Consider the following 19,890-nt stretch of genomic DNA (forward strand, 5'->3'; position numbering starts at 1 on the left):
TATCATGGCGGCGTTTCTTTGCGGACTGCCACCATGGTTGATTCTTACGACGACTCCCTCGATGGGGAGAAAAGCAAAACCCAGGTCAAACGCGAGCTGCATGCTCTGGTTGACCTCGGCGAGCGCCTTACAACGCTCAAAAAAGATTTGATTGCCAAACTGCCATTGACCGACGAAATGCGCCGGGCCCTGGCGGATGCGCCCAAGCACACCGCGAATATCGCGCGCAAACGGCACATCTCGTTTATCGGCAAACTGATGCGCGATCAGGACATTGACGCCATTCTGACCTTGCTTGATCAAACCGATGCCTCCACTCGCCAGTACAACGAACGCTTCCATAACCTGGAACGTTGGCGTGACCGCCTGATCGCGGGCGATGACGCCGTGCTGGAGAAATTCGTGATGGACTACCCGGATGCGGACCGCCAGCAACTGCGCTCCCTGATCCGTCAGGCCCAGCACGAGCAGGCGCATAACAAGGCGCCGGCCACCAGCCGTAAAATCTTCAAGTACATCCGTGAGCTGGACGAGACTCAACGCGGCCTGCGTTGATCCTCTTCCCCGGGTGGCGGTCTTCGCCACCCGAAGCTCGCACTCTTATGACCCCGTGCCACCCACGGTGATCGCATCAATTTTCAAGGTTGGCTGGCCTACGCCGACCGGCACCGACTGCCCATCCTTGCCGCATGTGCCCACGCCACTGTCCAGCGACAGGTCGTTACCGACCATCGACACTTTGCTCATGGCTTCCGGCCCGTTACCAATCAAGGTCGCCCCTTTGACTGGCGCAGTAATCTTGCCGTCTTCGATCAGGTACGCCTCGCTGGTGGAGAACACAAACTTGCCGCTGGTGATGTCGACCTGGCCACCGCCCAGGTTGGCGCAATAGATGCCGCGTTTGACCGAGGCGATGATTTCCGCCGGATCGCTTTCACCGCCCAACATGTAGGTGTTGGTCATGCGTGGCATCGGCAGGTGCGCGTAGGATTCGCGGCGACCGTTACCGGTGCGCGCCACGCCCATCAGGCGGGCGTTGAGCTTGTCTTGCATATAGCCCTTGAGCACGCCATTTTCGATCAGGGTGGTGCATTCGGTCGGCGTCCCCTCGTCATCGACGCTCAACGAGCCTCGGCGACCGGCCAGGGTGCCATCATCGACAATGGTGCACAGCTTGGACGCAACCATCTCGCCCATGCGCCCACTGTAGGCGGAACTGCCCTTGCGGTTGAAGTCGCCTTCAAGTCCGTGGCCCACGGCTTCGTGGAGCAACACGCCGGACCAGCCCGAGCCCAGCACCACCGGCAAGGTACCGGCCGGTGCCGGAATCGCTTCCAGGTTGACCAAGGCCTGGCGCAGCGCCTCACGGGCATAGCCCATGGCACGGTCGTCAGCCAGGAAATACCGATAGTCGGTACGCCCGCCGCCGCCATGGCCGCCACGCTCGCGGCGCCCGTTCTGTTCGACGATCACACTCACGTTGAAACGCACCAGTGGCCGCACATCCGCCGCCAGGCCCCCGTCAGTGGAGGCGACGAGGATACGCTCCCAGACGCCGGCCATGCTCACGGTCACTTGCTGGATACGCGGGTCCAGGGCACGGGTAGCCGCGTCCACCCGCTTGAGCAGCTCGACCTTTTCGGCACGGCTGATCACTTCCAACGGGTTATCCGGTGCATACAACTGCGCTACATCCTGGGTACTGAAGGCCTGCACCGTACCGTTCTGGCCGGCACGGGAAATAGAACGCGCCGCACGCGCCGCCAGGCCCAGAGCTTCAAGCGTGATCGCATTGCTGTAGGCAAAACCGGTTTTTTCACCCGATTGCGCACGCACGCCGACGCCCTGGTCAAGGTTGAAACTGCCTTCCTTGACGATGCCATCTTCCAGCGCCCAGGACTCGGAGATCTGCCCCTGGAAATACAGGTCGGCTGCATCGATACCTGGCCCGGCCAGATCGCCCAGCACGGTTTGCAGACTTTCGATGGTCACGCCACCGGGTGCCAGGAGGTGTTCACTGACTGAGGACAACAACTCGCTCATAGGTTTGGCCTTAAATTCATCGTTCTGAAGCAGGCCGCTGCGCGCCCTGCGAGAAAAAGCGCCGGTGGTTGGCCACCGGCATACGCGTCCGTATTGACGCTTGTTCACTGCTATCGCGCTCGGCCAGTAGCACCGCTTCGCCTTGGTCCTGTTGTGCCAGCACCCGCCCCCAAGGGTCGATGATCGCCGCGTGGCCAAAGGTTTCCCGGGGGCCTGGGTGCACACCGCCTTGAGCCGCCGCCAGCAGGTAGCACTGGGTTTCGATGGCCCGCGCCCGAATCAGCACATCCCAATGGGCGGCCCCGGTCACCGCCGTAAAGGCCGAGGGCGCGGTAATCAATTCAGCCCCCGCAGCGCGTAATTCGCTGTACAGCTCGGGAAAGCGCAAGTCATAGCACACCGTCAGCCCCACGCGGCCCACTGGCGTATCCGCCACCACCACGTTGCTTCCGAAAGCATAGTCGTCGGATTCGCGGTAGCGACCACGAGCATCCGCAACGTCCACATCAAACAGGTGGAGCTTGTCATAGCGAGCGACGATTTCCCCCTGATCATTGAACAGCAGCGAGCAAGCGTTAGCCTTCGCGTGGGGCTGGTCCCTGGGGGGCAGCGGCAACGTGCCAGCCACTATCCATAAGGTGAGGTCGCGGGCGGCCTGTTTCAACCATGGCAGGATCGGGCCTTCACCCAGTGCTTCGGCGCGGCCAATGTCGGCCACGTCACGGCGCCCCATGGCGGCGAAGTTCTCCGGCAATACCGCGAGTTTCGCGCCATTCGCCGCCGCCTGCTCCAGCAGGCGGCGGGCCTGGGCGAGGTTGGCCAGCACGTCGCTCTGGCTGACCATTTGAATTACCGCAAAGGACATGGACCGACACTCCATACAGGGCATGGGGCCATGCTACTCCACAGGCTCTCAGTTTGGCTTTTCAAATGGCTTGTCAAAGGTGATTTTCGGATCCTTCCATGGCCCTTGTACCTTGTATTGCACACTGGCGAAGCGCGACACACGATCACCGATCAGTTTGTCGATCAGGAACAACGCACCACCAATAGCAGGCGCACCGACAATCAGCGCCGCGATAGGCAGGTTGTTGGTCACCGGCAACGTGACCAGCAGCTTGGCGTCGACGCGATCGGCGACCAGGTCCAGGGTGCCGTTAAGCTCCAGATTGGTCGAGGGCCCGGTCATCGTGATGGGTTCACGGGTCACGAACACGCCATTACTCGCAGCCAGCAAGCCCTTGACTCGATCGTAGCTCAAGCCCTTGCCAAACAGGTCGGAAAAGTCCAAACGCAAACGCCGGCCAATGGAGTTGAAATTAAGCAGGCCAAACACCCGCAAGGCCTGGGCGCCCCCATCAACTTCGACGAACTGACCTTTGCGAAAGGCCGCATCCAGGCTGCCGGAGAACCGCTTGGGCCCCACCCAGGCCGGCGAGCCCGGCCAACGGCCATCCACGTCCAGATGGAAATCCTCACTGGTTACCGTAGGCGCAAACCCCCAGCCCTTGAGCACATCGGCGATGTTTCTGCCATCAAGACGGCCCTTGTACCAACTGCTGCTGGCGCCCGGCGCGCCTTCCCAGCCACCGGCGCCCTTGAGCAGCATGCCCTTGAGGCCCAGGTCCAGGTTATTGAAGGCCAAACCTTTGGCGGTCGGACGAATCCGCAGCGACCATGCGCCGATCAGATCGGGGCCCTGAAACAGCTGATCAATGGCGATGTCCAGCGCCGGAATGCTTTTGGGGTCGATATCGGCCAAAGGGTCCGGTGCGTTTTCGTCGGCCTGCGCGGTCGGGTCCACGGCGGGCAATTTGACGTACTTGAGGTTGATCGCAATCGGCGCGCCCTTGGCATCGGGCAGGTTCACCGTGCCTCTGGCTTGCTGGCTATCGAGTTGCAGGCCCCAGGCCGCCGGTTTGCGATCAAGCTGCAACTTGACCTGGTCGAACTGGGTACCAAACCCGGTCAGCTTGCCGACCCTGAAGTCGGCGCCACTGAGCAGTTGCTTGGCATTGCCACCTGGGTCGTTACCCGCGTAGCGATCCACGAGTTTTTTCCAGGGATCGATGTCCAGTTCCGACAGCACGCCACGAATGCGCAAGCCCTTGGCGCCGGGCAACAGCGCGTCACCGTCGCCGAGGAATAATTCGCCACGGCCGTTATTGAAGTTGTCCGGCGGCGCTGCAAAGGTGAAATTCGCCAGCTCCCCGTAATCAAACCAGTAACGTCGCTCAGCGCCCTGCAACGTCATGCGAAAGGTGCTGTCGCGCCCCTGGCTGGCCGGCATCCCGAACGGCGCCGGCAGATCCACCGCAACACCCTTGAGGTTGGAGTTGACCATCAACTGACTGTCCGCACCGTCCAGAATAACCTGCAACTGGTAAGGAATATCGCCGGACACCGGCAACGGCTGGCTGACGTTCAGCCAATCCGTGAGGCGCTTGACCGCCACCTGGCCCTTGGCAGTCACGCGAGTGCTGATATTGCCCGGTTTACCCTCGGCAAAGATCTGCGCAGTGACAGGTTGCTCGAATGCCCGGGCCGAGATGTTCTGGCCGCTCAGGCCCTTGGCGCTGTCAAAGCGAAAATCGCCCTTGAGCTGGGTCAGGTCCAGGGGCGGCTCGGCCAATTGCAGGCGTGCCTTGTCGGTCTTGAAGTCCACCACGATCTTGGGCTCAGTGCCCTTGGCCAGGGGAATGTCCAGGTCCAGGCTACCCTGCAGGTCGCCCTCGCCTTTCCAGCCGGCGAACGTGGACGCGGTGCCGATGGGCGCTTCCTGAAGAATTTTCAGACCATCACCCAAACCGCCGGAAAACCCACCGGTGAGCAGCAGATGACTGTCCTTGCCGGCCGGCGCGTGGGGAATATTGACGTACACATCCTTGACCCGGGTGTCGAGCAACTGCCCCTTGCTCGCCAGGATGCGCACGCCGCTTTCCTCGACGAACACTTCACCATTGACCTTGTTCACATGGGGCCAACCCGGCTGGAAAGCGAGCTCGGCGTCATGCACCTTGAAGAACAGGCTGATATTGCGCGACGCCGGCAGCGCGTTGTGGCTCAGCGAACCCTGGTACTGGAAGAAACCTTCGTCCACTGCACCTTTGAGAATCGCGGTACGCAGCCACTCATCCAGCGCCGGACTCAACACGGCCGGCAAGTATTTGGGGGTAAAACGGCCATCGCCGTCGACCATACCGACCCGCAGGTCCATGTAGTCTTCCTGGCTATGATCGAAATGCAGGCGGATAAGGAAATCCGCCGCGACCTTGCCCTCTTCGCCCAGCACCTTGATGTACGGCGCGATCAGGGTAAAACCCTGTTTGTCGAGTTTCCAGGTCAGGCGTGCATTGGCCTGGATGTACTGCCAGGGCTTGGCGAAGATGGGGAACAGATGCAGGGAAAAATCCTTGCTGTCCATGCGCAGCTCGCCATGGCCCAGGTCGCCACTGATGCTGCCGGAGACGTTGCGTGCAGCTGGCGCACCGAAATACGCGTCGAAACCGACACGCTCCAGGTTGGCGGCAAAACTGAGTTTCTGGTCGGTGGTGTCCTGAGGGCGAAAGTCCACCAGCACATTACGCAACAGGCCAGTGGCCTTGAGATGCTCGACGGTCTTGGCGAAACCTTCGGGCAGCGGCGCCAAGGCGTTGAGCAGCGGCGTGATCGGCGTCAGGTCAAGCTGATCGGCCTGCAACTTCCACACTTCCTGCTCTTTATCGGTCGCCAGGCTTTGCTGTAATTGAATGCGCGACTCCCAGCGGGTCTCGCCGATGTTCATCGCCAGCGAATCAAATAGCACCTTAAGGCCACTGTCACTGCGTTGCAGGTAGGCCGTCAGCGCCAGATTTTCCAGGTGCGCGGGCTTGCGGTCGGCGTAGCTGCCCTTCACTTGCGGCGAATTGAGACGTACCACAGCGCTTTGCACAGTGCCTTTGGCCCAACTGAGCCAAAACTCACCACCAGCCTTGAGCTGCGTGAGTTTCCATTGCTGGGTCAGCCGGGCGGGAATCCACTTGGCCCAGTCGCTTTGCGGCAGGCTCAAGTAGGCGTCGATCTCTGCGTCTTTCCACTGGCTGGCCCGAATACGGCTACGCAGGCTGACGGCAAGCGGCTGGCCATCGGGCAAGGTCAGACGCGCATCCAGACGCTGTTGGCTCATACCGGTATGCAGGCTCAGGCCCACATAGGTCACGGTCACCGGCGCCTGGTCGAAGGGTTGCAAAGTAACCTGACTATTGAGCACCGATACGCGTTTGACCATTTGCATGCGCGTCAGCAATTGTTGCGGGTCCAGCGGTTGGTCGTCCTGCACCGGCAAGCCTTGCAGCGTCCAGCGGCCGTCCTGGTCTTCCTTGACGCTCAGTTGCAGGCCGCTGACTTGCAGATGAGCGATGCGCACCTCACGGGCCAACAGGCTGGCCCACATATCCGGCACCACTTCCACCTGGTCCAGGCGCAAGGCACTGCTGCCCTCGCCGACCATCACATCGTGGGCCAGCAATACCGGGGCAAACCCGCTCCAGCGGCCTTCGAGACTGCCGACATGCAGCGGTGTATCCACTGCAGCCTGGGCCTTGGCTTCGATTTCGGCGCGATATTCGGCGACCAATGGGGTCAATTCACGTCCCAGGCTTACGTACACCGCCGCCAATACCAGCAGCAACGCACACAGGCCCAGGCCCCAGCGGGTCAAAGCGGCAAAAAAGCGTATCAGACGCTCCATGTCAGGCGACCCTCAAAAAACAGTTGGCGGACGGCAGATCAAGGTCTGCCGGTCTCGAATAAGGCAAGCAATTGGGGATCAGAGCAGCACCACGTCGTATTGTTCCTGGGAATACATGGTTTCGACCTGGAAACGAATCGTGCGCCCGATAAAGCTTTCCAGCTCGGCGACGTTGCCCGACTCTTCGTCCAGCAGCCGATCGACCACTTTTTGATTGGCAAGCACTCTATAACCCTCGGCCTGATAGGCACGTGCCTCACGCAGGATTTCGCGGAAAATTTCGTAGCAAACGGTTTCCGGGGTCTTCAATTTACCCCGCCCCTGGCAACTGCTGCACGGTTCGCACAGCACCTGCTCAAGGCTTTCGCGGGTGCGTTTGCGGGTCATCTGCACCAGCCCCAGCTCGGTGATGCCGATGATGTTGGTCTTGGCGTGATCGCGCTCCAGCTGCTTTTCGAGGGTGCGCAACACCTGGCGCTGATGCTCTTCGTCTTCCATGTCGATGAAGTCGATGATGATGATGCCGCCCAGGTTACGCAGCCGCAGTTGGCGAGCAATAGCGGTGGCCGCTTCCAGATTGGTCTTGAAGATGGTCTCTTCGAGGTTGCGATGGCCCACGAATGCGCCGGTGTTGACGTCGATGGTAGTCATGGCTTCGGCCGGGTCCACCACCAGGTAGCCGCCGGACTTGAGCGGCACCTTGCGCTCCAGGGCTTTCTGGATTTCGTCTTCAACGCCATACAGGTCGAAGATCGGCCGCTCGCCAGGGTAGTGCTCCAGGCGGTCGGCAATTTCCGGCATTAGCTCGGCCACAAATTGCGTGGTGCGCTGGAAGGTTTCCCGCGAGTCGATGCGGATTTTCTCGATCTTCGGGCTGACCAGGTCGCGCAGCGTGCGCAGCGCCAGGCCCAGGTCTTCATAGATGACGCTGGGCGCACCGATGGTTTTGATCTGTGCGTCGATCTGGTCCCACAGGCGCCGCAGGTAGCGAATATCCATGAGAATTTCGTCGGCACCGGCGCCTTCAGCGGCCGTACGCAGGATAAAACCGCCCGCTTCCTTGATGCCCTCGGCAGCCACGCAGTCGCTGACCACCTTTTTCAGGCGTTCGCGCTCGGCTTCGTCTTCGATCTTAAGGGAAATGCCGACATGGGCGGTGCGCGGCATGTACACCAGGTAGCGCGAGGGGATCGACAACTGGGTGGTCAAGCGTGCGCCTTTGGAACCGATTGGGTCCTTGGTGACTTGTACCACCAGGCTCTGCCCTTCGTGCACCAGGGCGCTGATGCTTTCCACCGCTGGGCCTTCACGCAGGGAAATTTCCGAAGCGTGGATAAACGCAGCGCGGTCCAGGCCGATATCGACGAATGCCGCCTGCATACCTGGCAGTACGCGCACCACCTTGCCCTTGTAGATATTGCCGACAATCCCGCGCTTCTGGGTGCGCTCGACATGCACTTCTTGCAGAACACCGTTCTCTACCACCGCCACGCGCGATTCCATCGGCGTGATATTGATCAGAATCTCTTCACTCATGGCTGGGTCTCGTTCAGGCGTTTTCACAATAGTGACCGGTCGCTTAAGGCTGGGCGCTGGAGGACGACGTTCAGCGCACGGTAAGGTTTTGCCAACAGGGTATGCCGAATTGCGCCAGGAGTTGCGCGGTTTCGCACACAGGCAGGCCCACCACCGCGGAATAACTGCCATTGAGCCCGGCAACGAACACCGAACCCAACCCTTGGATAGCATAGCCGCCGGCCTTGTCCTGCGGTTCGCCACTGTGCCAGTAGGCGGTAGCCTCCTGAACAGAAACCTCGCGAAAACGTACACGACTGCTTACACATCGGGTTTCGCAGCGCTGGCCGTCAGTCAGGGCAATGGCGGTGAGCACTTCATGTTCTCGACCGGAAAGCGCCATCAGCATCGCCAGCGCATCAGCCTGGTCAACGGGCTTGCCCAGGATCTGGCCATCCACGATTACAGCCGTATCGGCGCCCAATACACAGGCGCCCAAGGTTTGGCCAAGCGCAATAAAACCCGCCGTCGCCTTGCCGCGCGCAAGGCGCTCGACATAGGCAACGGCAGGCTCGTTGGCAAGAGGGGTTTCATCAATAGCGGCATTGACCACGGTGAAGGGCACACCGATCTGGGTCAACAGCTCACGTCGCCGCGGGGAGCCCGAGGCCAGGTAAAGCGAATTCATTGCAGCCTCTCCCTGTTGAGTTCGATAACCAGGCAGAGCCTCGCAACCATTCAATTGATTTTATAGCGACGACGCAGCCCGCGCAGGCCAAAACTGATCCAGGGCCACAGCAATGCGCTGACCAGCGCCGGCAAGACCAACGCCAGCGTAGGCTGACGATTGCCGGTCAAGGCGCTCAGCCACAGTTGCACCAGTTGCGCCAGGCCGAAGATTACCAGGATCACCAGGCACTGCTGCCACATCGGGAACATGCGCAGGCGCTGTTGCAACGACAGCACCAGGAAGGTAATCAGGGTCAGGATCAACGCATTCTGGCCCAGCAACGTGCCATAGAGCACATCCTCCGCCAAGCCCAGGCACATCGCCGTGACCATGCCCACCTTGTGCGGCAGGTTCAACGACCAGAACGCCAGCAACAAGGCCAGCCAGAGCGGGCGCAGGATTTCCATGAATTGCGGCAGCGGCGAAACGCTGAGCAGCAAGCCAATGGCGAAGGTCAGCCAGACGATCCAGCCATTACGCGAATGAGTACCGGCCATTACTCCTCCCTCTGCCGTGTGGTGGCCGGAGCGGTTGTCGCAGGCCTTGCAGGCGCGCTGGTCGCCGCCGGTTTAGCCGGGCGTGCACTGTGTGCCGCAGGCTTGGCTGGCGTAGCGACAGGCGCTGCGGTTGCCGCAGGGGCCGGTGTGGCCGCAGGCGCTGGTGGCCCGACGAACGCCGGCTTGGGCACGGTAGCCGGGACGATTGGAGCGGTGCCGTTCTGCTGATCTTCTGCTTCCTGGGCCTGGGCAGCGTCGTTGGCGCGCTCTTCCGGGGTGCGGTTGTCGCTGAACACCAGCAGCAGGTAGCGGCTGCGATTGAGGGCGGCAGTCGGCACGGCCCGCACGATAGCGAATGGCTGACCGGAATCGTGGATCACTTCCTTGACCGTCGCCACCGGGTAGCCAGCCGGGAAGCGCTGGCCCAGGCCGGAACTGACCAGCAGATCGCCTTCCTTGATATCCGCGGTGTCGGCGACATGGCGCAGTTCGAGGCGTTCGGGGTTGCCGGTGCCGCTGGCAATCGCGCGCAAGCCGTTGCGGTTGACCTGCACCGGAATGCTGTGGGTCGTGTCCGTCAGCAGCAGAACGCGCGAGGTGTAGGGCATCAACTCCACCACCTGGCCCATCAGGCCGCGGGCATCGAGCACCGGCTGGCCAAGGACCACACCGTCGCGCTCACCCTTGTTGATGATGATGCGATGAGTGAACGGATTGGGGTCCATGCCGATCAACTCGGCCACTTCGACCTTTTCGTTGACCAACGCGGAAGAATTGAGCAACTCGCGCAGCCGAACGTTCTGCTCGGTGAGGGCCGCCAGCTTTTGCATGCGCCCCTGCAACAGCAGGTTTTCAGTCTTGAGTTTTTCGTTCTCGGCGACCAGCTCGGTGCGGCTGCCGAATTGGCTGGCCACGCCCTGGTAGAGACGTTGTGGCAGGTCGGTGATCCAGTAAGTCTGCATCAACACCAGCGACATCTGGCTACGCACGGGCTTGAGCAGTGCAAAGCGGGCATCGACCACCATCAGCGCAACCGAAAGCACGGTCAGCACCAATAAGCGCACGCCCAATGAGGGGCCTTTGGCGAAAAGCGGTTTAATAAGCCGCTCCTCCCAGGCAAATGTTCTCTTTATTCATACGGCATCAAACCGGCCTGGATGCAGATTGAAGAAGATAAACGCCAACAGGCAGCACTGCAAAGTGCTGCCTGCCGACGAAGCATGAACCATCCAGGCAATCTTATTCGCTGGAGAGCAGATCCATGGTGTGTTTATCCATCATTTCCAGCGCACGACCACCACCACGAGCAACGCAGGTCAGCGGGTCTTCGGCGACGATCACCGGCAGACCGGTTTCCTGGGCCAGCAGCTTGTCGAGGTCACGCAGCAAGGCGCCACCACCGGTCAGCACCAGGCCACGCTCGGCGATATCGGAAGCCAGCTCCGGCGGCGATTGCTCCAGGGCGCTCTTCACGGCCTGAACGATGGTGGCCAGGGACTCTTGCAGAGCTTCCAGCACTTCATTGGAGTTCAGGGTAAAGGCACGTGGGACGCCTTCGGCCAGGTTGCGACCGCGAACATCGACTTCGCGAACTTCGCCGCCCGGGTAAGCGGTGCCGATTTCCTGCTTGATGCGCTCGGCGGTGGATTCGCCGATCAGGCTGCCGTAGTTGCGACGCACATACGTGATGATCGCTTCGTCGAAACGGTCGCCGCCCACGCGTACGGATTCGGCATACACCACACCGTTCAGGGAAATCAGGGCGATTTCGGTAGTACCACCACCGATATCCACCACCATCGAGCCGCGGGCTTCTTCAACCGGCAGGCCGGCACCGATCGCAGCCGCCATCGGCTCTTCGATCAGGAATACTTCGCGGGCACCGGCGCCAAGGGCCGATTCACGGATGGCACGACGCTCAACCTGAGTAGACTTGCACGGCACGCAGATCAGCACACGAGGGCTGGGCTGCAGAAAACTGTTTTCGTGAACCTTGTTGATGAAGTACTGCAGCATCTTCTCGCAGACGCTGAAATCGGCGATCACGCCATCCTTCATCGGACGAATGGCAGCAATATTGCCTGGTGTACGGCCGAGCATGCGCTTGGCCTCGGTGCCAACGGCAACGACACTTTTCTGATTACCATGGGTCCGAATGGCCACAACCGATGGCTCATTCAGAACGATACCGCGCTCGCGCACGTAAATAAGGGTGTTGGCAGTGCCCAGGTCAATGGAAAGATCGCTGGAAAACATGCCACGCAGTTTCTTGAACATGGGAAAGGGACCCTAGGCAACGCGTGGGTAAAAAAGTGCGGCAAACTCTAACAACGACAGGGATTTTGGGCAAGGCGCCAATGTGCTAAATTGGCCGACTTTCTGTGCACCAACCCCCACAATCGCGGCCATATGACCGTAGAAATGCGGTAGTGTTCCGACAATCTAACACACGGACGCCTTCCGTTCTGTTTTCCACTGGAGAATCCCATGGCGCTTGAACGCTCCGACGTGGAAAAAATCGCGCATCTGGCCTCGCTTGGCCTCAATGATGCCGATCTTCCACAGACCACCGCAGCCCTGAACAGCATTCTCGGGCTGGTTGACCAAATGCAGGCCGTCAATACCGACGGCATCGAGCCCCTGGCTCACCCGCTGGAAGCCAGTCAGCGCCTGCGCGCAGACGTCGTGACCGAGCGCAATAACCGCGAGGCTTACCAGTCCATCGCGCCAGCGGTCGAAAACGGCCTGTACCTGGTTCCGAAAGTCATCGACTAAAGGGAAAGAGCCTTTCATGCATCACATGACTCTGGCCGAGATCGCCCGCGGTCTCGCCGACAAATCGTTTTCTTCCGAAGAGCTGACCCAGACCTTGCTGGCGCGTATCGCCGCGCTCGATCCGAAGGTCAACAGCTTCATCAGCCTCACCGAGGAGCTGGCCCTGAGCCAGGCCAAGGCCGCCGACGCACGTCGCGCCAACGGTGAGAACGGCGCGCTGCTCGGCGCACCGATCGCCCACAAGGACCTGTTCTGCACCCAGGGCATTCGCACCAGCTGCGGCTCGAAGATGCTCGACAACTTCAAGGCGCCCTACGACGCCACCGTGGTCGCCAAGCTGGCCGCCGCCGGGGCCGTGACCCTGGGCAAGACCAACATGGACGAATTCGCCATGGGTTCGGCCAACGAGTCCAGCTACTACGGCGCAGTGAAAAACCCGTGGAACCTGGAACACGTGCCGGGTGGTTCGTCCGGAGGTTCGGCTGCGGCCGTGGCCGCACGCTTCCTGCCGGCCGCTACCGCCACCGATACCGGCGGTTCGATCCGCCAGCCAGCCGCCTTCACCAACCTCACCGGCCTGAAGCCGACCTACGGTCGCGTTTCCCGCTGGGGCATGATCGCCTACGCCTCAAGTCTCGATCAGGGCGGCCCTCTGGCACGCACGGCTGAAGACTGCGCAATATTGTTACAAGGCATGGCAGGCTTCGATAAACAGGACTCCACCAGCATCGATGAGCCGGTTCCGGACTACAGCGCCGGCCTGAACACCTCGATCAAGGGCCTGCGCATCGGCGTGCCGAAGGAATACTTCAGCGCCGGCCTCGACCCGCGTATCGCCGAACTGGTGCAGAACAGCATCAAAGAGCTGGAAAAGCTTGGCGCCGTGATCAAGGAAATCAGCCTGCCGAACAACCAGCACGCGATTCCCGCCTACTACGTAATCGCGCCGGCCGAGGCCTCTTCCAATCTGTCGCGTTTCGACGGCGTGCGCTTCGGCTATCGCTGCGAGAACCCGAAAGACCTCACCGACCTGTACAAACGCTCCCGTGGCGAAGGCTTCGGCAGTGAAGTGCAGCGCCGGATCATGGTCGGGGCCTACGCCCTGTCGGCCGGCTACTACGACGCGTACTACCTCAAGGCGCAGAAAATTCGCCGCCTGATCAAGAACGACTTCATGGCCGCCTTTGAAGAAGTCGACGTGATCCTCGGCCCAACCACGCCAAACCCGGCATGGAAGATCGGCGCCAAGACCGGCGACCCGATCGCCGAGTACCTGGAAGACCTCTACACCATCACCGCCAACCTCGCGGGCTTGCCGGGCTTGTCCATGCCCGCAGGTTTCGTCGATGGCCTGCCGGTGGGCGTGCAATTGCTCGCCCCATATTTCCAGGAAGGCCGCCTGCTCAATGTGGCGCACCAGTACCAGTTGAACACCGACTGGCACACCCGCACCCCTACCGGCTTCTGAGGAGAACACTATGCAATGGGAAGTTGTGATCGGGCTGGAGATTCATACCCAGCTCGCCACCCAATCGAAGATTTTCTCCGGTAGCGCCACCACGTTCGGCTCCGAGCCCAATACCCAGGCCAGCCTGGTAGACCTGGGCATGCCCGGCGTATTGCCGGTGCTGAACCAGGAAGCGGTGCGCATGGCGGTGATGTTCGGCTTGGCGATTGACGCCGAGATCGGCCAGCACAACGTGTTCGCGCGCAAGAACTACTTCTACCCGGACCTGCCCAAGGGCTACCAGATCAGCCAGATGGAACTGCCGATTGTCGGCAAGGGCCACCTGGACATTCCCCTGGAAGACGGCACCATCAAGCGCGTCGGCGTCACCCGTGCGCACCTGGAAGAAGACGCCGGCAAAAGCCTGCACGAAGAATTCCCGGGCGCTACCGGTATCGACCTGAACCGTGCCGGTACGCCGCTGCTGGAAATCGTCTCCGAACCGGACATGCGCAGCGCCAAGGAAGCCGTGGCCTACGTAAAGACCATCCACGCGCTGGTGCGCTACCTGGGCATCTGCGACGGCAACATGGCCGAAGGCTCGCTGCGTTGCGACTGCAACGTGTCGATCCGGCCAAAGGGCCAGGTTGAGTTCGGCACCCGCTGCGAGATCAAGAACGTCAACTCGTTCCGCTTCATCGAGAAGGCGATCAACAGCGAAGTACGTCGCCAGATCGAGCTGATCGAAGACGGCGGCAAGGTCATCCAGCAAACGCGCCTGTACGACCCGAACAAAGACGAAACCCGCGCCATGCGCAGCAAGGAGGAAGCCAACGACTACCGTTACTTCCCCGACCCGGACCTGTTGCCGGTGGTGCTGGAGGATTCGTTCCTCAACGATATCCGCGCCACCCTGCCGGAATTGCCGCAGCAAAAACGCGAGCGCTTCCAGGAGCAGTTCGGCCTGTCGGTCTACGATGCCAGCGTATTGGCCTCCAGCCGTGAACAAGCCAACTACTTCGAAAAAGTCGTGAGCATCGCCGGCGACGCCAAGCTGGCGGCCAACTGGGTGATGGTCGAGCTGGGCAGCCTGTTGAACAAACAGGGCCTGGAAATCGATGAAGCCCCCGTCACCGCCGAACAACTGGGCGGGATGCTGCTGCGCATCAAGGACAACACCATCTCCGGCAAAATCGCCAAGACGGTGTTCGAAGCGATGGCCGCAGGTGAAGGCAACGCCGACGACATCATCGAGAAGCGTGGCCTCAAGCAAGTCACCGACAGCGGCGCGATCTCGGCCGTACTCGATGAAATGCTCGCGGCGAATGCCGAACAGGTCGAGCAATACCGCGCCGCAGACGAAGCCAAGCGCGGCAAGATGTTCGGCTTCTTTGTCGGCCAGGCCATGAAAGCCTCCAAGGGCAAGGCCAACCCGCAACAGGTGAACGAACTGCTCAAAAGCAAGCTCGAAGGCTGATTGCGGTGAATGGTTGGAGCAGACTTCAAGGTCTGGCTCCAACCCCTGTGGGAGTGGGCCCCCTCCCACATAGCCCCCTCCACATTTGTAATTGGGGACATCTTGAAATGAAGCGTCTACTCGGCCTGCTGGCCTTGTCCTCCCTGCTGACCGGTTGCGCCAGCGGCCTCATCGACCCCAACGGCTACGACGAAACCGGCACCGCCTCCTATTACGGCGCCAAGCACCATGGCAAAAGAACCGCCAGTGGTGAACCCTTCAACCAGAACGCTTTGACCGCTGCGCATCGGCGCCTGCCCTTCGGCACCCGGGTCAAAGTCACCAACCTGAACAACGACCGATCGGTCGTGGTACGCATCAATGACCGCGGCCCGCATACCCGTGGACGCCTGATCGACGTTTCCCGCAAGGCTGCCGAGCAACTGCGTATGCTGGGCAGCGGCACCGCCCGGGTTCGCGTGCAAGCCCTGAACAACTGATCGAGGCACCCTTGAGTATTTTCGGATTGAACGCCCTTTCGCCCTGGAGCCTGCTGGAACTGGTCGGCGGCTTACTGCTGCTGATCGTTGGCGCAGAGATCCTGGTACGTGCCGCCGTGCGCCTGGCGGCCAGCCTCAAGGTGCGGCCGCTGATCATCGGCTTGAGCGTTGTCGCCTTCGGCAGCAGCGCGCCGCAGATGGCCGTCAGCCTGCAAGCCACGCTGGCCGGCAATACCGATATCGCCGTGGGCAGCGTGATTGGCAGCAGCATTTTCAATATCCTCGTCACCCTGGGCCTGTCGGCCTTGATCATTCCATTGCGGGTCTCGCGGCAGCTGGTGCGCGTGGATATCCCGGTGATGATTTTCGCTGGCCTGCTGGTGTTTATCCTGGCTGCCAATGAGGTGCTGACACCACTCGATGGCGTTTTGCTGCTAGTGGCATTGGTGGCCTACCTTGGCGTGCTGCACTACCAGACACGTCACTCACGCCGCCCGCGCACTCTGGATACGGTGGCCAAGGCGCCCTGGTTGAGCAGTGCATTGCTGATGTTCAGCGGGCTGTTGGTGCTGGTACTGGCCGGGCATTTGCTGCTCGGCGCAGCGGTGGAAGTGGCGGGCGACCTGGGATTGTCGGAGCGGGTCATCGGCCTGACGCTCATCGGCGTGGGTACCTCGTTGCCCTGCCTCGCCACGTCGCTGATCGCTGCCTTGCGCGGCGAGCGGGAAATTGCGGTGGGCAACGTGATCGGCAGCAACCTGTTCAACCTGCTGGGCGTGCTCGGCTTTACCGCACTGGTGGCGCCATCGCCGCTGTCGGTATCACCCAACGCACTGGACTTCGATTTGCCAGTGATGCTCGGTGCAATCATCCTGTGCCTGCCGGTGTTCTATACCGGCTACCGCGTGACGCGTATCGAAGGGCTGGTGCTGCTGGGGCTGTACCTGGCGTACGGGCTGCACGTGATGGCGTTCACCACCGGTATGCCCCTGGCCAACAAGCTTGAACAATTGATGCTGTATTACGTCCTGCCGGCGTTGGTGGCTTTGCTGTTGTTCACCTCTGTGCGCGCCTGGCACCGCCAACACAAGAGGGAAACGAAATGACCGATCAGAAAAAACCAGGCGTAGAGGTGCGTCGTCAGGTCATGGGCGATGTGTTCGTCGACCGTGCCCTGGGCAATGCCACGGCGTTCACCCAGCCGCTGCAGGACTTCGTCAATGAACATGCGTGGGGCGCGGTCTGGAACCGCGACGGCTTGCCGCTCAAGACCCGCAGCCTGATCACCCTCGCCGCTCTGACAGCCCTCAAATGCCCGCAGGAACTCAAGGGCCATGTGCGCGGTGCACTGAATAATGGCTGCACGGTAGACGAGATTCGCGAAGCGCTGCTGCACTGCGCGGTGTATGCCGGTGTGCCGGCGGCGATTGATGCCTTTCGGGCGGCACAGGAAGTGATCGAAAGCTACCAGAAAGACACCTAGATCCAGCCACCCGCCTGCAATACGAAAATCCCGATATTGGTGGTCACCGCCGCCATCAGCGTAGTGATCACGATAATCGCCGCCGCCAGCTCATGATTGCCTTGCGCCGCCCTGGCCATCACGAAGCTGGCCGCGGCTGTCGGCGCGCCGAAGTACAGGAACAGAATCCCCAGCTCCGGCCCGCGAAAGCCCAGCAACCAGGCACCCAGGGTTGCGATCACCGGCAACCAGATCATCTTCATCAGGCTCGCACTCAACGCCATGTTGCCGCTCTTGCGCAGCGCAGCCATGGACAAGGTGCCGCCGATGCAAATCAACGCCAACGGCAGCGTGGTATCCGACAGGTACTGCAAGGATTTTTCGAACCAGCCGGGCAAGCTGATCTGAAAGTACGCGAACGGCGCTGCGACGATCACGCTGATGATCAGCGGGTTAGCCACCACACTCTTGAAAATGCTCCACGGGTCGGACTTGATCACCGGGCTGTACACCGCCAGCACAATGGTCGACAGCGTGTTGTAGAGCAGGATGACCAGCGCCGCGAGGATTGCGCCCAGGGAGATACCGTAGTCGCCGTACATACTGGCAGCCAACGCCAGGCCGATCACCCCGTTGTTGCCGCGAAACGCACCCTGGGCATAGATGCCCCGGTCTTCACGCTTGCAGCGAAAGATCGCCCAGCCCCAGGCCAAAGCGAAACTCGCCAGGGTGGCGACGGCAAAGTAAATCAGCAAACCCGGCTTGAGGGCCGCGTGCAGGTCGGCATGCAGGATGCCCAGGAACAACAGCGCCGGCATGGTGACGTTGAACACCAGGGACGAAGCGGTGTGGATAAAGTTGTCGTTGATCCAATTGATGCGCTTGAGCAGCACACCCAGGAACAGCATGGCAAACACCGGCGCGGTGATGGTGAGGGTGGTAAGGAAGATTGCCAGCATGCCGGAGAGAACCTTGGTGGGCGTCGTGAGTTGGCTAATGATAAGCCAGTACGAGCGGGTTCGTGTGGGCAACGCCATTCAAATGTGGGAGCAAGCCCCCCGTTGTAGGAGCGAGCTTGCTCGCGAGAAACTCCCAGGCGCCGCGTTCATTCAGTTAACACGCGTTATCGTTGGTGTCTTTCGCGAGCAAGCTCGCTCCTACAGGGTTAGCGTCTGACCTCAGGTAATCGGCGCCGGGTTGAACAGCGTAATGTCGTTATGCAGCTTGTGATGCTCCGCCCACGTCTGCTTCCTGCCACTGGCCACGTCCAGGTAGAAGTGAAACAACTCCCAGCCCAGTTCCTCAATGCTCACGCGCCCGGTGGCAATGCGCCCGGCGTCGATATCGATCAGGTCCGGCCAACGCTGAGCCAGCTCGGTGCGGGTCGACACCTTTACCACCGGCGCCATCGCCAGCCCGTAAGGCGTGCCACGCCCGGTGGTGAATACATGCAGGTTCATTCCTGCCGCCAGTTGCAGGGTGCCGCAGACAAAATCACTGGCCGGCGTGGCGCAAAAGATCAGGCCCTTGCCCTTGAAACGCTCGCCGGGGCCAAGCACGCCGTTGATCGCGCTGCTGCCGGACTTGACGATGGAGCCCAAAGATTTTTCGACAATATTCGACAGCCCGCCCTTCTTATTACCGGGCGTTGTGTTGGCGCTGCGATCCGCTTCACCCTTGGCCAGGTAACGGTCGTACCAGTCCATTTCCCTGACCAGCTCGCGGGCGACGTCTTCGTTCTGCGCACGTGAGGTCAGTAGATAAATGGCATCGCGCACTTCAGTCACTTCGGAAAACATCACCGTCGCGCCAGCTCGCAGCAGCAAGTCCGAGGCATACCCCAGCGCCGGGTTGGCGGTGATACCGGAAAACGCATCACTGCCACCGCACTGCATGCCCAGGATCAGCTCGCTGGCCGGCACGGTTTCGCGACGGCGCAGGTCGAGTTTTTTCAAGCGCACTTCGGCCAGTTCCATGATCTGTTCAACCATTTCGGTGAAGCCGTGGCTGGAGTCCTGCAGGCGGTACAACCACGGCTCGCTCAGGTCCACAGAGCTGTCGTTGTCGTGCATCACCTGCCCGGCCTGCAATTTCTCGCAGCCCAGGCTGATCACCAGGGCTTCGCCGCCCAGGTTCGGGTTGCGCGCCAGGTTGCGCACGGTACGGATCGGGATATAGGCATCCGTCGCCGTAATGGCCACACCGCAACCGTAGCTGTGGGTCAGCGCCACCACATCATCGACGTGGGGATACTTGGGCAGCAACTCATCCTTGATGCGCTTGACTGCGTGGTCCAGCACGCCGGTGACGCACTGCACAGTGGTGGTGATGCCGAGAATATTGCGCGTGCCCACGGTGCCATCGGCATTGCGATAGCCCTCGAAGGTGAAGCCCTCCAGGGGGGCCTCGGCTTCAGGCACCTCGGTAGACAGCGGCAAGCTGTCCAGCGGTGGCGCAGTGGGCATGCGCAGTTGATCCTCCTGCACCCAACTGCCGCGCGGGATTGGCGCCAAGGCATAACCGATGGTCTGGCCGTAGCGAATAATTTGGCCGCCCTCGGGGATATCTTCCAGCGTTACTTTGTGGCTCTGGGGAATGAAGTCCACGGTGACCAGGCCGTCGGGGAATTCGGTCCCGGCCGGTACACCCTGATCGTTCACCACGATCACCACATTGTCGCGCTCGTGCAAACGGATCGAGCGCGGCGAGTCGGCATGTTCAATCAACTGCATCACA

General features: G+C 61.1%; 17 protein-coding genes. 7 read left to right on the forward strand and 10 right to left on the reverse strand.

From position 1 onward, the window contains the following. Positions 1–33: 33 nt before the first annotated feature. On the forward strand, positions 34–555 hold the full coding sequence (yjgA, locus tag TX23_RS07175; RefSeq protein WP_005784816.1) for a ribosome biogenesis factor YjgA: 522 nt from the start codon (positions 34–36) through the stop codon (positions 553–555). Positions 556–600: 45 nt separating this feature from the next. Here yjgA and tldD read toward each other — a convergent pair whose 3' ends face one another. The 8 genes from tldD to mreB form a co-directional block, all read right to left on the reverse strand. Next, positions 601–2,043 carry a metalloprotease TldD gene (gene tldD, locus TX23_RS07180; RefSeq protein WP_005784814.1) on the reverse strand — a complete coding sequence of 481 codons (1,443 nt, stop codon included), beginning with the start codon at positions 2,041–2,043 and terminating at the stop codon, positions 601–603. 16 nt (positions 2,044–2,059) lie between these two features. After that, on the reverse strand, positions 2,060–2,908 hold the full coding sequence (locus TX23_RS07185; protein WP_057701597.1) for a carbon-nitrogen hydrolase family protein: 849 nt from the start codon (positions 2,906–2,908) through the stop codon (positions 2,060–2,062). Positions 2,909–2,956: 48 nt separating this feature from the next. Beyond that, positions 2,957–6,772, reverse strand: a complete 3,816-nt coding sequence (locus TX23_RS07190) for a YhdP family protein (RefSeq protein ID WP_057701598.1) — start codon at positions 6,770–6,772, stop codon at positions 2,957–2,959. A gap of 78 nt (positions 6,773–6,850) precedes the next feature. Further along, complete coding sequence (gene rng / locus TX23_RS07195) at positions 6,851–8,308, reverse strand: ribonuclease G (RefSeq protein ID WP_003188562.1); 1,458 nt, start codon at positions 8,306–8,308, stop codon at positions 6,851–6,853. Between the two features lie 70 nt (positions 8,309–8,378). Then, positions 8,379–8,975, reverse strand: a complete 597-nt coding sequence (locus TX23_RS07200; RefSeq protein WP_057701599.1) for a Maf family protein — start codon at positions 8,973–8,975, stop codon at positions 8,379–8,381. A 50-nt stretch (positions 8,976–9,025) separates the two neighbouring features. Next, positions 9,026–9,514, reverse strand: a complete 489-nt coding sequence (gene mreD / locus TX23_RS07205; RefSeq protein WP_003188558.1) for a rod shape-determining protein MreD — start codon at positions 9,512–9,514, stop codon at positions 9,026–9,028. After that, a complete protein-coding gene (gene mreC / locus TX23_RS07210) occupies positions 9,514–10,614 on the reverse strand; it encodes a rod shape-determining protein MreC (RefSeq protein WP_082629583.1) in 1,101 nt (366 codons plus the stop codon). The genes mreD and mreC overlap by 1 nt, the downstream gene beginning before the upstream one ends. 139 nt (positions 10,615–10,753) lie before the next feature. Then, on the reverse strand, positions 10,754–11,791 hold the full coding sequence (mreB, locus tag TX23_RS07215) for a rod shape-determining protein MreB (protein WP_002555108.1): 1,038 nt from the start codon (positions 11,789–11,791) through the stop codon (positions 10,754–10,756). Between the two features lie 210 nt (positions 11,792–12,001). Between mreB and gatC the strand changes: the two genes are divergently transcribed. The 6 genes from gatC (at position 12,002) to TX23_RS07245 (ending at position 17,175) form a co-directional block, all read left to right on the forward strand. Further along, complete coding sequence (gatC, locus tag TX23_RS07220) at positions 12,002–12,289, forward strand: Asp-tRNA(Asn)/Glu-tRNA(Gln) amidotransferase subunit GatC (RefSeq protein ID WP_003188556.1); 288 nt, start codon at positions 12,002–12,004, stop codon at positions 12,287–12,289. A gap of 16 nt (positions 12,290–12,305) precedes the next feature. Further along, the gene (gene gatA, locus TX23_RS07225; protein WP_057701601.1) at positions 12,306–13,757 is read left to right on the forward strand and encodes an Asp-tRNA(Asn)/Glu-tRNA(Gln) amidotransferase subunit GatA; all 1,452 of its coding nucleotides are present in this window, start codon (positions 12,306–12,308) and stop codon (positions 13,755–13,757) included. A gap of 10 nt (positions 13,758–13,767) precedes the next feature. Next, entirely contained in the window at positions 13,768–15,213 is a 1,446-nt protein-coding gene (gene gatB, locus TX23_RS07230) for an Asp-tRNA(Asn)/Glu-tRNA(Gln) amidotransferase subunit GatB (RefSeq protein WP_057701602.1), read from the forward strand. Positions 15,214–15,320: 107 nt separating this feature from the next. Then, the gene (locus TX23_RS07235; RefSeq protein WP_057701603.1) at positions 15,321–15,692 is read left to right on the forward strand and encodes a septal ring lytic transglycosylase RlpA family protein; all 372 of its coding nucleotides are present in this window, start codon (positions 15,321–15,323) and stop codon (positions 15,690–15,692) included. A 26-nt stretch (positions 15,693–15,718) separates the two neighbouring features. Then, positions 15,719–16,798, forward strand: coding sequence for a calcium/sodium antiporter (locus TX23_RS07240; protein ID WP_057701604.1), 1,080 nt, complete (start codon positions 15,719–15,721; stop codon positions 16,796–16,798). Beyond that, positions 16,795–17,175: a carboxymuconolactone decarboxylase family protein gene (locus TX23_RS07245; RefSeq protein WP_057701605.1), complete on the forward strand. Its 381-nt coding sequence runs from the start codon at positions 16,795–16,797 to the stop codon at positions 17,173–17,175. Before TX23_RS07240 ends, TX23_RS07245 begins: the two co-directional genes overlap by 4 nt. Here TX23_RS07245 and TX23_RS07250 read toward each other — a convergent pair. After that, the gene (locus TX23_RS07250) at positions 17,172–18,113 is read right to left on the reverse strand and encodes an AEC family transporter (RefSeq protein WP_057701606.1); all 942 of its coding nucleotides are present in this window, start codon (positions 18,111–18,113) and stop codon (positions 17,172–17,174) included. The genes TX23_RS07245 and TX23_RS07250 overlap by 4 nt on opposite strands. A gap of 219 nt (positions 18,114–18,332) precedes the next feature. Continuing rightward, complete coding sequence (gene garD / locus TX23_RS07260; RefSeq protein ID WP_057701608.1) at positions 18,333–19,886, reverse strand: galactarate dehydratase; 1,554 nt, start codon at positions 19,884–19,886, stop codon at positions 18,333–18,335. Between the last annotated feature and the right edge of the window lie 4 nt (positions 19,887–19,890).

The sequence above is a fragment of the Pseudomonas paralactis genome, assembly GCF_001439735.1.
In the GTDB taxonomy this organism is placed as follows: domain Bacteria; phylum Pseudomonadota; class Gammaproteobacteria; order Pseudomonadales; family Pseudomonadaceae; genus Aquipseudomonas; species Aquipseudomonas paralactis.

Excerpts from the sequence above, each read along its gene's own strand:
- TX23_RS07250 (WP_057701606.1), bottom strand. The coding sequence starts at position 18,113 with ATGCTGGCAATCTTCCTTACCACCCTCACCATCACCGCGCCGGTGTTT.
- TX23_RS07235 (WP_057701603.1), top strand. The coding sequence starts at position 15,321 with ATGAAGCGTCTACTCGGCCTGCTGGCCTTGTCCTCCCTGCTGACCGGT.
- gatC (WP_003188556.1), top strand. The coding sequence starts at position 12,002 with ATGGCGCTTGAACGCTCCGACGTGGAAAAAATCGCGCATCTGGCCTCG.
- gatA (WP_057701601.1), top strand. The coding sequence starts at position 12,306 with ATGCATCACATGACTCTGGCCGAGATCGCCCGCGGTCTCGCCGACAAA.
- gatB (WP_057701602.1), top strand. The coding sequence starts at position 13,768 with ATGCAATGGGAAGTTGTGATCGGGCTGGAGATTCATACCCAGCTCGCC.
- TX23_RS07190 (WP_057701598.1), bottom strand. The coding sequence starts at position 6,772 with ATGGAGCGTCTGATACGCTTTTTTGCCGCTTTGACCCGCTGGGGCCTG.
- TX23_RS07245 (WP_057701605.1), top strand. The coding sequence starts at position 16,795 with ATGACCGATCAGAAAAAACCAGGCGTAGAGGTGCGTCGTCAGGTCATG.
- tldD (WP_005784814.1), bottom strand. The coding sequence starts at position 2,043 with ATGAGCGAGTTGTTGTCCTCAGTCAGTGAACACCTCCTGGCACCCGGT.
- mreD (WP_003188558.1), bottom strand. The coding sequence starts at position 9,514 with ATGGCCGGTACTCATTCGCGTAATGGCTGGATCGTCTGGCTGACCTTC.
- TX23_RS07200 (WP_057701599.1), bottom strand. The coding sequence starts at position 8,975 with ATGAATTCGCTTTACCTGGCCTCGGGCTCCCCGCGGCGACGTGAGCTG.
- garD (WP_057701608.1), bottom strand. The coding sequence starts at position 19,886 with ATGCAGTTGATTGAACATGCCGACTCGCCGCGCTCGATCCGTTTGCAC.
- rng (WP_003188562.1), bottom strand. The coding sequence starts at position 8,308 with ATGAGTGAAGAGATTCTGATCAATATCACGCCGATGGAATCGCGCGTG.
- yjgA (WP_005784816.1), top strand. The coding sequence starts at position 34 with ATGGTTGATTCTTACGACGACTCCCTCGATGGGGAGAAAAGCAAAACC.
- TX23_RS07185 (WP_057701597.1), bottom strand. The coding sequence starts at position 2,908 with ATGTCCTTTGCGGTAATTCAAATGGTCAGCCAGAGCGACGTGCTGGCC.
- mreB (WP_002555108.1), bottom strand. The coding sequence starts at position 11,791 with ATGTTCAAGAAACTGCGTGGCATGTTTTCCAGCGATCTTTCCATTGAC.